This is a genomic window from Aeromonas sp. CA23 (genome assembly GCF_002587065.1).
In the GTDB taxonomy this organism is placed as follows: domain Bacteria; phylum Pseudomonadota; class Gammaproteobacteria; order Enterobacterales; family Aeromonadaceae; genus Aeromonas; species Aeromonas bestiarum.
Map to the genome: position 1 here is coordinate 735001 of NZ_CP023818.1, position 13599 is coordinate 748599.

Annotated in this window: 28 protein-coding genes (1 of these 28 only partly in view); 1 reads left to right on the forward strand and 27 read right to left on the reverse strand. The window is 53.6% G+C overall.

Annotated features, from left to right (window positions below; genetic code table 11):
- From CK910_RS03385 to rpsJ, 27 genes are all read right to left on the reverse strand, one after another.
- On the reverse strand, positions 1-109 hold the start of the coding sequence (locus CK910_RS03385; protein WP_005307997.1) for a DNA-directed RNA polymerase subunit alpha. The gene continues 881 nt to the left of window position 1, outside the view; only the first 109 of its 990 coding nucleotides appear in the window; its start codon is at positions 107-109; the stop codon falls past the left edge of the window.
- A gap of 25 nt (positions 110-134) precedes the next feature.
- Complete coding sequence (gene rpsD / locus CK910_RS03390) at positions 135-755, reverse strand: 30S ribosomal protein S4 (RefSeq protein WP_005340600.1); 621 nt, start codon at positions 753-755, stop codon at positions 135-137.
- Positions 756-794: 39 nt separating this feature from the next.
- Complete coding sequence (gene rpsK / locus CK910_RS03395) at positions 795-1184, reverse strand: 30S ribosomal protein S11 (protein ID WP_005319702.1); 390 nt, start codon at positions 1182-1184, stop codon at positions 795-797.
- A 14-nt stretch (positions 1185-1198) separates the two neighbouring features.
- Positions 1199-1555, reverse strand: coding sequence for a 30S ribosomal protein S13 (gene rpsM, locus CK910_RS03400; RefSeq protein WP_005307991.1), 357 nt, complete (start codon positions 1553-1555; stop codon positions 1199-1201).
- A 139-nt stretch (positions 1556-1694) separates the two neighbouring features.
- Entirely contained in the window at positions 1695-1808 is a 114-nt protein-coding gene (rpmJ, locus tag CK910_RS03405; RefSeq protein WP_005319705.1) for a 50S ribosomal protein L36, read from the reverse strand.
- A gap of 27 nt (positions 1809-1835) precedes the next feature.
- Positions 1836-3164 carry a preprotein translocase subunit SecY gene (gene secY, locus CK910_RS03410; RefSeq protein WP_010672567.1) on the reverse strand — a complete coding sequence of 443 codons (1329 nt, stop codon included), beginning with the start codon at positions 3162-3164 and terminating at the stop codon, positions 1836-1838.
- Positions 3165-3172: 8 nt separating this feature from the next.
- Positions 3173-3610 carry a 50S ribosomal protein L15 gene (rplO, locus tag CK910_RS03415; protein ID WP_005319708.1) on the reverse strand — a complete coding sequence of 146 codons (438 nt, stop codon included), beginning with the start codon at positions 3608-3610 and terminating at the stop codon, positions 3173-3175.
- Between the two features lie 2 nt (positions 3611-3612).
- Positions 3613-3792: a 50S ribosomal protein L30 gene (rpmD, locus tag CK910_RS03420; protein ID WP_005307985.1), complete on the reverse strand. Its 180-nt coding sequence runs from the start codon at positions 3790-3792 to the stop codon at positions 3613-3615.
- Positions 3793-3798: 6 nt separating this feature from the next.
- Positions 3799-4299 (reverse strand): 30S ribosomal protein S5, encoded by a 501-nt coding sequence (rpsE, locus tag CK910_RS03425; protein WP_042010196.1) that lies wholly within the window; start codon positions 4297-4299, stop codon positions 3799-3801.
- A gap of 14 nt (positions 4300-4313) precedes the next feature.
- Complete coding sequence (rplR, locus tag CK910_RS03430; RefSeq protein WP_005319717.1) at positions 4314-4667, reverse strand: 50S ribosomal protein L18; 354 nt, start codon at positions 4665-4667, stop codon at positions 4314-4316.
- 9 nt (positions 4668-4676) lie between these two features.
- Positions 4677-5210, reverse strand: a complete 534-nt coding sequence (gene rplF / locus CK910_RS03435; RefSeq protein ID WP_005319720.1) for a 50S ribosomal protein L6 — start codon at positions 5208-5210, stop codon at positions 4677-4679.
- A 13-nt stretch (positions 5211-5223) separates the two neighbouring features.
- Complete coding sequence (gene rpsH, locus CK910_RS03440) at positions 5224-5616, reverse strand: 30S ribosomal protein S8 (protein WP_005307980.1); 393 nt, start codon at positions 5614-5616, stop codon at positions 5224-5226.
- Positions 5617-5635: 19 nt separating this feature from the next.
- Positions 5636-5941, reverse strand: coding sequence for a 30S ribosomal protein S14 (rpsN, locus tag CK910_RS03445; RefSeq protein ID WP_005319722.1), 306 nt, complete (start codon positions 5939-5941; stop codon positions 5636-5638).
- Between the two features lie 10 nt (positions 5942-5951).
- Positions 5952-6491: a 50S ribosomal protein L5 gene (gene rplE / locus CK910_RS03450; RefSeq protein ID WP_005319725.1), complete on the reverse strand. Its 540-nt coding sequence runs from the start codon at positions 6489-6491 to the stop codon at positions 5952-5954.
- A 13-nt stretch (positions 6492-6504) separates the two neighbouring features.
- Entirely contained in the window at positions 6505-6822 is a 318-nt protein-coding gene (gene rplX, locus CK910_RS03455; RefSeq protein WP_042033862.1) for a 50S ribosomal protein L24, read from the reverse strand.
- Between the two features lie 11 nt (positions 6823-6833).
- Positions 6834-7202: a 50S ribosomal protein L14 gene (gene rplN, locus CK910_RS03460; protein WP_005307975.1), complete on the reverse strand. Its 369-nt coding sequence runs from the start codon at positions 7200-7202 to the stop codon at positions 6834-6836.
- 147 nt (positions 7203-7349) lie between these two features.
- The gene (gene rpsQ / locus CK910_RS03465; RefSeq protein WP_005319730.1) at positions 7350-7598 is read right to left on the reverse strand and encodes a 30S ribosomal protein S17; all 249 of its coding nucleotides are present in this window, start codon (positions 7596-7598) and stop codon (positions 7350-7352) included.
- A complete protein-coding gene (gene rpmC / locus CK910_RS03470) occupies positions 7598-7789 on the reverse strand; it encodes a 50S ribosomal protein L29 (RefSeq protein WP_005319733.1) in 192 nt (63 codons plus the stop codon). Before rpmC ends, rpsQ begins: the two co-directional genes overlap by 1 nt.
- Complete coding sequence (rplP, locus tag CK910_RS03475) at positions 7789-8202, reverse strand: 50S ribosomal protein L16 (RefSeq protein ID WP_005340612.1); 414 nt, start codon at positions 8200-8202, stop codon at positions 7789-7791. The genes rpmC and rplP overlap by 1 nt, the downstream gene beginning before the upstream one ends.
- 12 nt (positions 8203-8214) lie before the next feature.
- Complete coding sequence (gene rpsC / locus CK910_RS03480) at positions 8215-8928, reverse strand: 30S ribosomal protein S3 (RefSeq protein ID WP_033130008.1); 714 nt, start codon at positions 8926-8928, stop codon at positions 8215-8217.
- A gap of 3 nt (positions 8929-8931) precedes the next feature.
- Positions 8932-9276, reverse strand: a complete 345-nt coding sequence (gene rplV / locus CK910_RS03485; protein WP_033130007.1) for a 50S ribosomal protein L22 — start codon at positions 9274-9276, stop codon at positions 8932-8934.
- A 10-nt stretch (positions 9277-9286) separates the two neighbouring features.
- Positions 9287-9565 (reverse strand): 30S ribosomal protein S19, encoded by a 279-nt coding sequence (gene rpsS, locus CK910_RS03490; protein ID WP_005307960.1) that lies wholly within the window; start codon positions 9563-9565, stop codon positions 9287-9289.
- Positions 9566-9587: 22 nt separating this feature from the next.
- Complete coding sequence (gene rplB / locus CK910_RS03495; RefSeq protein ID WP_005319743.1) at positions 9588-10409, reverse strand: 50S ribosomal protein L2; 822 nt, start codon at positions 10407-10409, stop codon at positions 9588-9590.
- 15 nt (positions 10410-10424) lie between these two features.
- Positions 10425-10727 carry a 50S ribosomal protein L23 gene (rplW, locus tag CK910_RS03500; RefSeq protein WP_042019359.1) on the reverse strand — a complete coding sequence of 101 codons (303 nt, stop codon included), beginning with the start codon at positions 10725-10727 and terminating at the stop codon, positions 10425-10427.
- Positions 10724-11329 (reverse strand): 50S ribosomal protein L4, encoded by a 606-nt coding sequence (rplD, locus tag CK910_RS03505; protein ID WP_005340616.1) that lies wholly within the window; start codon positions 11327-11329, stop codon positions 10724-10726. Before rplD ends, rplW begins: the two co-directional genes overlap by 4 nt.
- A gap of 17 nt (positions 11330-11346) precedes the next feature.
- Positions 11347-11979 carry a 50S ribosomal protein L3 gene (gene rplC, locus CK910_RS03510; RefSeq protein WP_005319753.1) on the reverse strand — a complete coding sequence of 211 codons (633 nt, stop codon included), beginning with the start codon at positions 11977-11979 and terminating at the stop codon, positions 11347-11349.
- A gap of 22 nt (positions 11980-12001) precedes the next feature.
- Positions 12002-12313, reverse strand: coding sequence for a 30S ribosomal protein S10 (gene rpsJ, locus CK910_RS03515; RefSeq protein WP_005307944.1), 312 nt, complete (start codon positions 12311-12313; stop codon positions 12002-12004).
- Positions 12314-12669: 356 nt separating this feature from the next.
- Here rpsJ and CK910_RS03520 point away from each other — a divergent pair, with 356 nt between their 5' ends.
- Entirely contained in the window at positions 12670-13584 is a 915-nt protein-coding gene (locus CK910_RS03520; protein WP_098981014.1) for a DMT family transporter, read from the forward strand.
- The last annotated feature ends 15 nt before the right edge of the window (positions 13585-13599 follow it).

Here is a 13599-nt window from a genome sequence, read left to right on the forward strand (position 1 = left end):
GACCAAAGCCACGCTCGAGTGGCTCAAGAGTCACTTTCGCATGAGTCGGGCTAACTTGCTCGATGTCAACTAGCCGCGGTTTAAGAAAATCTGTTACAGAACCCAGCATTGTGTCCTCTCTTTAGAAGCTAGCTTTACTTGGAGTAAAGCTCGACGATCAGCTGTTCGTTAATGTCGGCAGACAGGTCGGAACGCTCTGGCAGACGCTTGAAAGCACCTTCCATTTTAGCGGCATCAACCTCTACCCAAGTCGGCTTCTCACGCTGACCAGCAACTTCCAGGGAAGCTTTGATACGCGCTTGCTTCTTAGCCTTCTCACGAACGCAGATCACGTCCTCAGGGGAAACCTGGAAAGAAGGAATGTTCACAACGCGACCGTTTACCATGATGGCTTTGTGGCTCACCAGCTGACGAGATTCAGCACGGGTAGCGCCGAAGCCCATACGGTAAACAACGTTGTCCAAACGACCTTCCAGCAGCTGCAACAGGTTTTCACCGGTGTTACCCTTTTGACGGGCAGCGTCGCGGTAGTAGTTGCGGAACTGTTTTTCCAATACGCCGTAGATACGACGAACTTTTTGTTTCTCGCGCAGCTGAACACCGTAGTCGGACAGACGCGCTTTACGCGCACCGTGCTGACCAGGGGCGGTGTCAATCTTGCACTTAGAATCAATCGCACGAACACCAGACTTCAGGAAGAGGTCGGTGCCCTCACGACGGCTAAGCTTAAGCTTAGGACCGATATATCTTGCCATCTTCTTTCTCCAACAATCCTAGACCAAGTAGCTACAGCGTTATACGCGGCGCTTCTTGGGAGGACGACAACCGTTGTGCGGGATCGGAGTCACATCAGTAATATTAGTGATGCGGAAACCAGCCGCGTTCAGAGCGCGGATGGAAGACTCACGACCGGGACCCGGACCTTTGACCATGACTTCCAGGTTCTTCACGCCGTATTCTTTGGCGATCTCACCAGCACGCTCAGCAGCTACCTGGGCAGCAAACGGAGTGGACTTACGGGAACCACGGAAACCTGAACCACCGGAGGTAGCCCATGACAGAGCATTGCCCTGACGGTCAGTAATGGTCACGATTGTGTTGTTGAAAGATGCATGAACGTGCGCAATACCGTCGCTCACTTGCTTTTTAACGCGCTTGCGAGCACGAGTCGGAGTTTTAGCCATTTTCTACCTTCCCGTTACTTCTTGATAGCCTTGCGCGGACCCTTACGGGTACGAGCGTTGGTCTTGGTACGTTGACCACGAACAGGCAGGCTACGACGGTGACGCAAGCCACGGTAGCAACCCAGATCCATCAAGCGTTTGATGTTCATGGAAATCTGACGACGCAAGTCACCTTCAACGGTGAATTTACCTACTTGCTCGCGCAGACTTTCGATCTGAGCTTCGTCCAAGTCTTTAATTTTCACATTCTCAGCAATACCGGCTGCGGCACAGATGGCCTTGGAGCGGGTACGACCGACGCCATAAATCGCAGTCAACGCAATGACTGCATGCTTATGGTCAGGAATGTTAATGCCAGCGATACGGGCCACTGTTCACTCCTACGTAGCGTAGATAACGACCACCACAAAGCCCGTGAGCGGATACGTGGCGGTCAACCAATACACAACAAAAGTTGGCTGGCTATATTAGCCAGCACAACTATTTGTTGCAAGTACTAACCGTAAAAAATTAGCCTTGGCGCTGTTTATGCTTTGGCTCGCTGCAAATCACACGCACCACACCGTGACGCTTGATGATTTTGCAGTTACGGCAGATTGCCTTAACGGAAGCACGAACTTTCATTGCTTAACTCCGTAACTACGCCGACCTTTAGCGGCCGTAGCCCTTCAGGTTGGCCTTCCTCAGGACGTCGCCATATTGATGAGACATCATATGGGTTTGTACCTGAGCCATGAAGTCCATGATAACTACCACGATAATCAGCAGCGAAGTGCCACCGAAGTAGAACTGTACGTTCCAGGCAGTCATCAAGAACTGGGGTACCAGACAGATAAAGGTTATATAGAGTGCACCTGCCAATGTCAGGCGAGTCATAACCTTATCGATGTAACGTGCTGTCTGCTCGCCCGGGCGGATCCCCGGGATAAAGGCTCCACTCTTCTTCAGGTTGTCTGCTGTCTCGCGGGGGTTGAACACCAGCGCGGTATAGAAGAAACAGAAGAAGATAATGGCTGCTGCATACAACATCTCATACAAGGGCTGACCCGGCTGCAGGACCATAGAGACCTGTTGCAGGATATCAGCGATCTTGCCCTCACCCTGACCAAACCAAGAGGTAATGGTCCCTGGGAAGAGGATGATGCTGGATGCGAAAATCGCAGGAATCACACCGGCCATATTCACTTTCAACGGCAGGTGTGTGCTTTGCGCGGCGAATACCTGGCGGCCTTGTTGACGCTTGGCGTAGTTAACGACGATACGACGCTGACCACGTTCCACGAACACCACAAAGTAAGTCACTGCGAAAACAATCAAGCCCAGCAACAACAACAGCAGGATGTGCAATTCCCCTTGACGTGCCTGTTCGGCCGTAGCACCAATGGCATGCGGCAAACCAGCAACGATACCCGTGAAAATAATCAACGAGATACCATTACCGATCCCACGCTCGGTAATCTGCTCACCCAACCACATCAAAAACATGGTACCGGTGACCAGACTCACAACGGCCGTGAAATAGAAGCCCAAACCCGGATGAGTCACGAGTCCCTGCATCATATTCGGCAGACCGGTTGCAATACCAATGGCCTGGAAAGTTCCCAAAACCAGCGTGCCCCAACGGGTATATTGGCTAATCTTGCGACGGCCGGATTCACCTTCTTTCTTGAGTTCAGCAAGAGCGGGGTGAACCACAGTCAGCAGCTGGATAATGATCGACGCCGAAATGTACGGCATGATCCCCAGCGCAAGAATAGAAGCACGCGAGAGTGCACCACCACTGAACATGTTGAACATCTCAATGATGGTGCCCTTCTGTTGTTGGAACAACTCGGCCAGTACGGCGGCGTCAATACCAGGAATCGGCACATAAGAGCCTGCACGGAAAACGATAATCGCCCCGAGAACGAAGAGCAGACGGCTCTTCAGTTCACTCAGACCACCCTGTGCTTTAACATCCAATCCTGGTTTCTTAGCCATTGTACTGATTATTCCTCGATTTTACCGCCAGCGGCCTCGATGGCTGCACGTGCACCTTTGGTGACGGACACACCACGAACGGTCACAGCACGGTCAATGTTGCCAGACAGAACAACTTTAGCGAAAACGATGTTCTTAGTAACAACACCGGCTTGCTTCAGAGTGCTCAGATCGACCACATCACCTTCTACCATGGCGATTTCGTTCAGACGCACTTCGGCAGAAACCAAAGATTTGCGAGAGAAGAAACCGAACTTCGGCAGACGGATTTTCAAAGGCATCTGGCCGCCTTCGAAACCAGCGCGGACTTTACCGCCACCGGAACGAGAGGTTTGACCTTTCACACCACGACCACCAGTCTTGCCCAGGCCGGAGCCGATACCACGACCACGACGTTGTTTTTCAGGCTTGGAACCAGCGGCCGGAGACAGAGTATTCAGACGCATGCTTAGCCCTCCACCTTAACCATGTAATAAACCTGGTTGATCATACCGCGTACGCAGGGAGTATCTTCCAGCTCAACGGTGTGACCAATGCGACGCAGACCCAGACCACGCAGAGTCGCCTTGTGCTTTGGCAGACGGCCGATAGAGCTGCGAGTTTGAGTTACTTTTACAGTGTTAGCCATGTCGCATTACCCCAGAATTTCTTCAACGCGCAAACCACGCTTGGCAGCGATCTGGGCCGGGGATTGACCCTGTACCAGAGCGTCGACAGTTGCGCGAACAACGTTGATTGGGTTGGTGGAACCGTAGGTCTTGGCCAGCACGTTGTGGATACCAGCAACTTCCAGAACAGCACGCATGGCGCCGCCTGCAATGATACCAGTACCTTGTGAGGCCGGCTTCATGAACACGGTGGAACCGGAGTGAACACCGCGCACCGGGTGGTGCAGAGTGCCATTGTTCAGTTCTACCTTGCTCAGGTTACGTTTAGCCTGTTCCATCGCTTTTTGAATAGCGGCCGGAACTTCACGGGCCTTACCGTAACCGTAACCTACACGGCCGTTACCATCACCCACCACGGTCAACGCGGTGAAGGACATGATACGACCACCTTTAACAGTTTTCGAAACACGGTTTACTGCAATCAGCTTTTCTTGCAGTTCGCCGGCTTGAGATTCGACTTTAGCCATCTTCGACTCCTAGCTTAGAACTGAAGACCAGCGTCACGAGCAGCGGTAGCCAGAGCGGCTACACGACCGTGATACTTGAAACCGGAACGATCGAAAGATACGTTCTGAACGCCTTTGGCAATAGCACGCTCAGCGATTGCTTTACCTACTGCGGTAGCTGCATCAGCATTACCGGAGTATTTAAGCGCTTCACTGATGGCTTTCTCTACTGTAGAAGCAGAGGCCAGAACTTCGGAACCGTTGGCTGCGATAACCTGCGCGTAGATATGACGCGGGGTACGGTGAACAACCAGACGGGTAGCTCCCAGTTCCTGCATCTTCTTCCGAGCACGAGTAGCACGACGGAGACGAGCTGCTTTCTTGTCCATAGTGTTACCTTACTTCTTCTTAGCTTCTTTAGTACGCACTTGCTCGTTGGCATAGCGTACACCCTTGCCCTTGTAGGGCTCCGGAGCGCGGTAAGAACGGATATCGGCGGCGACTTGGCCAACCAGCTGCTTGTCCACACCACGCAGAACGATCTCTGTAGCGGTCGGGCATTCAGCGGTGACACCAGCCGGCAGCGCATGCTCTACCGGGTGAGAGAAGCCCAGGGCCAGCGCGACAGCATTGCCCTTGATGGAGGCTTTGTAACCTACACCAACCAGCTGCAGCTTACGCTCGAAGCCTTGGGTAACACCGATTACCATGTTGTTAGCCAATGCACGTGCAGTACCGGCCTGAGCGTCAGCACCAGCGATGCCGTCGCGCGGGGCGAACTTCAGTACATTGTCTTCTTTGGTCACTTCTACACCGGCGTGGATGGAACGAACCAGAGAACCTTTACCACCTTTGATGGACAGTTCCTGACCGTTCAGAGTCACCTCTACGCCAGCAGGAATAGTGACGGGTGCCTTAGCAACGCGAGACATTTCCGACCTCCTATTAAGCGACGTAGCAGATGATCTCACCGCCCATGCTTGCCTTGCGGGCAGCACGGTCGGTCATCACACCTTTAGACGTGGACACGATAGCAACACCGAGACCGCCCATAACTTTCGGCAGATCAGTAGTGCGCTTGTAAATACGCAGGCCGGGACGGCTCACGCGTTGGATCAGTTCTACAACCGGCTTGCCCTGGAAATATTTCAGTTCAATTTCCAGTTCAGGCTTCACATCACCCGCTACGGAGTAGCCAGCGATGTAACCTTCTTCTTTCAGCACTTTGGCAATTGCCACTTTCAGCTTGGAAGAAGGCATGGAAACCGCAACTTTGCTCGCCGCCTGACCGTTACGGATGCGGGTCAGCATATCCGCGATCGGATCTTGCATGCTCATAGTCTAACTCCCGAGATTCTTACCAAGAGGCCTTTTTGAGGCCTGGAATTTCGCCCTTCATGGCATGCTCACGCACCTTGATGCGGGACAGGCCAAACTTGCGCAGGAAACCGTGCGGACGACCAGTAATATTGCAACGGTTACGCTGGCGGGACGGACTGGAATCACGGGGCAGCTGTTGCAGTTGCAAGACAGCATCCCAACGCGCTTCTTCAGAAGCGTTCATATCAACGATGATAGCTTTCAGCTCGGTTCGCTTGGTCGCGAACTTGGCTACCAGCTTCGCACGCTTTGCTTCACGTGCTTTCATGGATGTTTTAGCCATAACCCTAACCTTACTTGCGGAATGGGAAGTTAAAGGCAGCCAGCAGAGCACGGCCTTCTTCATCGGTATTCGCGGAAGTGGTGATGGTGATATCCAGACCACGAACGCGATCGACTTTGTCATAGTCGATTTCCGGGAAGATGATTTGCTCACGCACGCCCATGGAGTAGTTACCACGACCGTCGAACGCTTTAGCGTTCAGGCCACGGAAGTCACGGATACGCGGTACGGAGATGCAAATCAGCCGTTCCAGGAACTCCCACATACGCTCGCCACGCAGGGTTACTTTACAACCTATCGGGTAGCCTTCACGAATCTTGAAGCCCGCAACAGATTTGCGAGCTTTGGTGATCAGCGGCTTCTGACCGGAAATGGCAGCCATATCGGCAGCGGCATTTTCCAACAGCTTTTTGTCAGAGATAGCTTCACCAACACCCATGTTCAGGGTGATTTTCTCGATCCGAGGGACTTGCATGATAGTCTTGTAACCGAACTGTTTGGCCAGTTCATTTACTACATCGGATTTGTAGTAATCATGCAGTTTCGCCATCGTTAAACTCCAATTACTTCACAAGTTCGCCGGTGGATTTGAAGAAACGAACTTTTTTGCCGTCTTCAATCCGGAAACCAACGCGATCAGCCTTGCCAGCGGCAGAGTTGAACAGCGCTACGTTAGAAACGTCCATTGGGGCTTCTTTGCTGATGATACCGCCAGCCTGACCCAGTGCGGGTACCGGCTTTTGGTGTTTCTTCACCAGGTTGATGCCTTCAACGTATACCTTACCTTCGCTTACCAGGACTTGAGTGACTTTGCCACGCTTGCCCTTGTCTTTGCCGGTAAGAACAATCACTTCGTCTTCGCGACGGATTTTAGCTGCCATCGTTCGACTCCTTACAGTACTTCGGGTGCCAGGGACACAATCTTCATGAACTTCTCATTACGGAGTTCACGGGTCACCGGGCCAAAAATACGAGTACCGATTGGCTGTTGGTTGTTGTTAAGCAACACAGCCGCATTGTTGTCGAAACGGATGACTGAGCCGTCCGGACGACGAACGCCTTTACGGGTGCGTACGACCACCGCGTTATACACATCACCTTTCTTCACTTTACCGCGAGGAATGGCTTCCTTAATGGAAACTTTGATGATGTCGCCGATGCCGGCGTAACGGCGGTGCGAGCCACCCAGAACCTTAATACACATTACACTGCGAGCGCCGGAGTTGTCGGCTACGCCCAGCATACTTTGCATCTGGATCATTTTAGTGCTCCGCTTTGTTTACTTCTTATCCCTCTCGGGATCTGGCTGCCTTCAAAAGGCGCGAAACTATAACACAGGATTTTTAGAAAAGGTAGCCTAAAAAACAAACGGCCCCGCTAAGGGGCCGTTTGGGCTAAAAAGTACCGATTAGGCCTTTTCTAAGATCGCAACCAGGGTCCAGGACTTGGTCTTGGACAGCGGGCGGCACTCGCGGATTTCCACGAGATCGCCAGCTTTACACTCGTTGTTCTCATCATGTACGTGCAGCTTGGTAGTGCGCTTGATGATCTTACCGTAGATCGGGTGCTTTACCTTGCGCTCGATAGCAACAGTGATGGATTTCTCCATCTTGTCGCTAATTACACGACCTTGCAGAGTACGGATCTTGTCAGTCATTACGCACCTGCCTTCTCAGTCAGTACAGTCTTGATACGTGCGACGTCACGACGCACTTGTTTCAGAGTGTGAGTCTGAGCCAGCTGGCCGGTGGACGCTTGCATGCGCATGTTGAATTGCTCACGCAGCAGGCCCAGCAGCTCCTGGTTCAGTTCATCGACGCTCTTTTGACGCAGATCTTGGGCTTTCATCACATCACCGTCTTAATTACGAAAGTGGTCTGAACAGACAGCTTAGCTGCGGCCAGGGCAAACGCTTCACGCGCCAGAGCCTCAGGTACACCGTCCATCTCGTACAGAACCTTGCCAGGCTGGATCGGGCAAACCCAATATTCCACGTTACCCTTACCTTTACCCATACGAACTTCGAGGGGCTTTTCGGTGATGGGCTTGTCCGGGAATACACGGATCCAGATCTTACCTTGACGCTTAACGTGACGGGTCATGGCACGACGGGCTGCTTCGATTTGACGAGCAGTCAGTTGGCCACGAGATGTCGCCTTCAGGCCAAAGGTACCGAAGGATACTTCGTTACCAGAGGTGGCCAGACCGCGGTTACGACCCTTATGGGTCTTGCGGAATTTAGTACGCTTAGGTTGCAACATTTACCGATCTCCTTACTTAGCAGCGCGGCGCTTGTTGTCACGCTTGGGCTTTGCAGGAGCTTGCTCTTGAGCAGCGGCAGCATTGACTGCAGCCAGACCGCCCAGAACTTCGCCCTTGAAGATCCAAACTTTGACGCCGATCACACCGTAAGTGGTGTGGGCTTCAGAAGTTGCGTAGTCGATGTCGGCACGCAGGGTGTGCAAAGGCACACGACCTTCACGGTACCATTCGGTACGCGCGATTTCAGCGCCGCCCAGACGACCGGACACTTCCACTTTGATGCCCTTGGCACCCAGGCGCATGGCGTTTTGTACGGCGCGCTTCATAGCACGACGGAACATAACGCGACGTTCCAGCTGGGAAGTGATGCTGTCGGCAACGAGTTTGCCATCCAGCTCCGGCTTGCGGACTTCGGAAATGTTGATCTGAGCAGGCACGCCAGCAATTACGGCGACGGCTTTGCGCAGTTTCTCAACGTCTTCGCCTTTCTTGCCGATCACGACACCCGGACGAGCGGTGTGAATGGTCACACGGATGCTCTTGGCCGGACGCTCGATGGTGATCTTGGACAAGGAAGCGTTTTTCAGCTCCTTGGTCAGGAACTGGCGTACTTGAAAATCGCTGTACAGGTTGTCAGCGAAGTCTTTGGTGTTCGCGAACCAGGTAGAATTCCAAGGCTTGGTAATACCCAGGCGAATGCCATTAGGATGTACTTTCTGACCCATTGCTTATCTCCCAGCCTTAGCGTCGGATACCACTACAGTGATGTGAGCGGTACGCTTGAGGATACGATCCGCACGACCTTTGGCACGCGGACGGATGCGCTTCATGGAGGGACCTTCGTCGACCATGATAGTAGCAACACGCAGGGCGTCGATGTCGGCGCCTTCGTTGTGCTCAGCGTTTGCAATGGCAGATTCCAGCACTTTCTTAACCAGCACAGCAGCCTTTTTCGGGCTGAAGGTCAGGAGATTCAGAGCCTTGTCTACGGACAGACCACGTACTTGATCGGCTACCAGACGAGCTTTCTGGGCAGAAGTACGGGCATAACGGTGTTTAGCGATAGCTTCCATCATTTATCCCTTAGCGCTTCTTAGCCTTCTTATCAGCAGCATGGCCGCGATAAGTACGAGTCGGTGCGAATTCACCCAGTTTGTGACCGATCATTTCTTCGGTAACGAAAACCGGAACGTGCTGACGACCATTATGGACAGCGATGGTCAAACCGATCATGTTCGGGATGATCATTGAACGACGGGACCAGGTCTTAACCGGCTTTTTATCCCCGCTTTCCACCGCTTTCTCTACCTTCTTCAGCAAGTGCAGGTCAATAAATGGACCCTTCTTGAGAGAACGTGGCATGGTGATTCCTCTATGTTAACAATTACTTGTTACGACGACGTACGATGTACTTGTCGGTACGCTTGTTCTTACGGGTCTTGAAGCCTTTAGCCTTCTGGCCCCATGGGGACACAGGCTGCATGCCCTTGTTACGACCCTCACCACCACCGTGCGGGTGGTCGACCGGGTTCATCGCCATACCGCGAACGGTCGGACGAATACCACGCCAGCGGTTGGCACCGGCTTTACCCAGTTGACGCAACATGTGCTCGGAGTTACCGACTTCACCTATGGTGGCGCGGCACTCGGCCAGAACTTTACGTACTTCGCCGGAACGCAGACGCAGAGTTACATAGTTACCTTCACGAGCCAGGATCTGGATGAAAGTACCAGCGGAACGAGCCAGCTGGGCACCTTTACCAGGTTTCATCTCAACGGCGTGAACAGTCGAACCGACCGGGATGTTGCGCATCGGCAGGGTGTTACCTACCTTGATTGCGGCATCAGCACCAGAAGCGATAGCGTCACCAGCTTTCAGGCCTTTCGGAGCCAGGATGTAACGACGCTCACCGTCTGCATACAACACCAGAGCGATGTTAGCGGTACGGTTAGGATCGTATTCCAGGCGCTCTACTTTGGCCGGGATACCGTCTTTGTCGCGCTTGAAGTCGACGATACGGTAATGCTGCTTGTGACCACCACCGATATGACGGGTAGTGATACGACCGTTGTTGTTACGACCACCGGACTTGCTCTTGCTGTCCAGCAGAGCGGCAAAGGGCTTACCCTTGTACAGCTCTTGATTGACGATCTTAACGACGTGGCGGCGGCCCGGAGAAGTAGGCTTGCACTTAACGATTGCCATTTTTCAGAACTCCTCTTACTCGGCTGCGCCCATGAAGTCGATGTCCTGACCAGCTTTCAGGGTCACATAAGCCTTTTTCCAATCGGAACGACGGCCTACGCGTGCACCTGCGCGCTTGGTTTTACCCTTCATGTTCAGGGTACGGACGGTCTCAACTTCGACCTCGAACAGTTTCGCAACTGCAGCTTTGACTTCCGCCTTGGTGGCGTCGACAGCAATTTTGAACACGATAGTGTTCTGCTTCTCGGCGACCATGGTGCTCTTTTCAGAGATATGCGGAGCCTTCAGAACTTTCAACAGACGCTCTTCGCGGATCATGCCAGCATCTCCTCGATTTGCTTAACTGCATCAGCAGTCATCAGAACCTTGTCGAAAGCGATCAGGCTGACCGGGTCGATACCGGCAACATCACGCACGTCAACTTTGTACAGGTTGCGAGCAGCCAGGAACAGGTTCTCATCGACTTCAGCTGTCACGATCAGAACGTCAGTCAGTTCCATCTCTTTCAGCTTGGCGATCAGTTCTTTGGTCTTCGGCGCTTCGATGCCGAATTTCTCGACAACGATCAGGCGCTCTTGACGTACCAGCTCGGACAGGATGCTACGGATAGCGCCGCGGTACATCTTCTTGTTTACTTTTTGGCTGTGATCTTGCGGCTTAGCAGCAAAAGTCACACCACCGGAACGCCAAATGGGCGAACGGATGGAGCCAGCACGGGCACGACCAGTACCCTTCTGACGCCACGGCTTTTTGCCGCCACCAGACACTTCAGAGCGAGTCAGCTGCGCGCGAGTACCCTGACGGGCACCTGCGGCATATGCAACGACGACCTGGTGAACCAGAGCTTCGTTGAATTCGCGCCCGAAGGTAGTCTCGGAAACTTCAAGAGCGCTCTTGGCGTCTTTCATTACCAATTCCATTACTATCTCCTCAGACGTTACGCTTTGACGGCAGGTTTGACGATCACGTTGCCGTTGGTTGCACCTGGGACTGCACCTTTGATGAGCAGCAGGTTACGTTCAGCGTCAACACGAACCAGTTCCAGGTTCTGAGTCGTTACACGCTCAGCACCCATGTGACCAGCCATCTTTTTGCCCTTGAATACACGACCCGGAGTCTGGTTCTGACCGATAGAACCCGGAGCGCGGTGAGACAAGGAGTTACCGTGGGTCATATCCTGGGTACGGAAGTTGTGGCGCTTTACAGTGCCCGCAAAACCTTTACCTTTGGATGTGCCGGTAACGTCTACCATCTTAACGTCAGCGAGAAGATCTACTTTCAGCTCGCTACCAACAGTGAAAGTTTCACCGTTGTTCAAGCGGAATTCCCACAGACCGCGGCCGGCTTCTACACCAGCTTTGGCGAAGTGGCCAGCTTCCGGCTTGGTCACACGGCTGGCTTTTTTGGCGCCAGTGGTAACCTGAATAGCGTTGTAGCCGTCGGTTTCTACAGATTTGACCTGAGTTACACGGTTAGCTTCAACTTCGATAACAGTCACCGGGATAGAAACGCCATCTTCAGTGAAGATGCGAGTCATACCCACTTTGCGACCTACAAGACCGATTGTCATTGTTATCAACCTCTTTCCGTAATTAACCCAGGCTGATCTGGACGTCTACACCAGCTGCCAGATCCAGACGCATCAGAGCGTCAACGGTCTTGTCAGTCGGTTCAACGATGTCTACCAGACGCTTGTGAGTGCGGATCTCGTACTGATCACGCGCATCTTTGTTGACGTGCGGGGAGATCAGGACGGTGAAGCGCTCTTTGCGAGTCGGCAGCGGGATAGGACCGCGAACCTGCGCGCCGGTGCGCTTTGCAGTTTCAACGATTTCCGCTGTGGATTGATCAATCAGGCGATGATCAAAAGCCTTCAGGCGAATACGGATTCTTTGGTTCTGCATTGACAGAGCTCCAATAGATAAAAGAACATAAACCAACACCGCCCGACCGGGAGTGATCCCGCCAGAGGTGTGATTTTTCACGTTTCCCCCCATATCGGGAGGACTGTATGGCTGGCCGTCCGTAAACGAACAACTCAGCAGCAGACATATCGTCTGGCTTACCTCATGGGTAAGCGGAGGGGATTATACGGATTTTTCAAATTTGCGCAAGGGAGAGCGAACAGATTGTGCGCAGTTTTATGTGACAGATGGATCTCGCCGGCGGTGACGCCATTCCCCGCCAACCGGGGGTGACGACAATGTTACAAACAGGCTGGTAGACTGTGCGCCTGCCTCCGTCAGTGGAACGACATTCTATGCTCAAAGATCAAAAGAAAGCCTATCAGTATGGACTCTGCGCCGTTGCCCTCTGGTCGACGGTCGCCACCGCCTTCAAGATTTCCCTCGCCTACTTCGAGCCTGTGCAGCTGCTGCTTGTGGCCGCCTTCACCTCGACCCTGACTCTCGGCGCTATCGTTGCCAAACAGGGCAAGCTGGCACTGCTGCTGAGTTACCTCAAGGCCCGCCCCTTCTATTATCTGGCGCTGGGGGTATTGAATCCCTTCCTCTATTACCTGCTGCTGTTCAAGGCCTATGACCTGCTGCCCGCGCAACAGGCGCAGACCCTCAACTACACCTGGGCCATCACCCTCAGCCTGCTGGCCGTTCCCTTTCTCGGCCAGAAGCTGCGCCGCCGCGACGGCGTCGCCATAGTACTGGGTTACTTCGGCGCCCTGGTGATCGCCACCAAGGGGGATGTATTCGGCCTGCAGTTCGACAGCCCGCTCGGGGTGACCCTGGCGCTGGTATCGACCCTCATCTGGGCCAGTTACTGGATCCTCAACACCCGCAATCAGGGAGACCCCATCGTCAGCCTGCTGCTCGGCTTCATCATCAGCCTGCCTTTCATCGTCGCGGCGACCTGGCTGCTCTCCGATTTTGCCATGACCGCCTGGCAAGGCTGGGCCGGCGCCATCTATGTGGGCCTGTTCGAGATGGGTTTCGGCTTCGTGCTCTGGCTGATGGCCCTGCGCCACGCCACCAACACGGCCCCCATCAGCAACCTCATCTTCATCTCGCCGTTTGCCTCCCTGGTACTGCTCAACCTGCTGATCGGCGAAGCCATACACCCGGCCACCCCCATAGGGCTCGGGCTGATCGTGGCCGCCCTGCTGATCCAGCAGCTCAAATACGGCAAGCGCTACCGCAAGAGCACCGAGCCGCAAGCCTGACAATGCAGAAGGGCG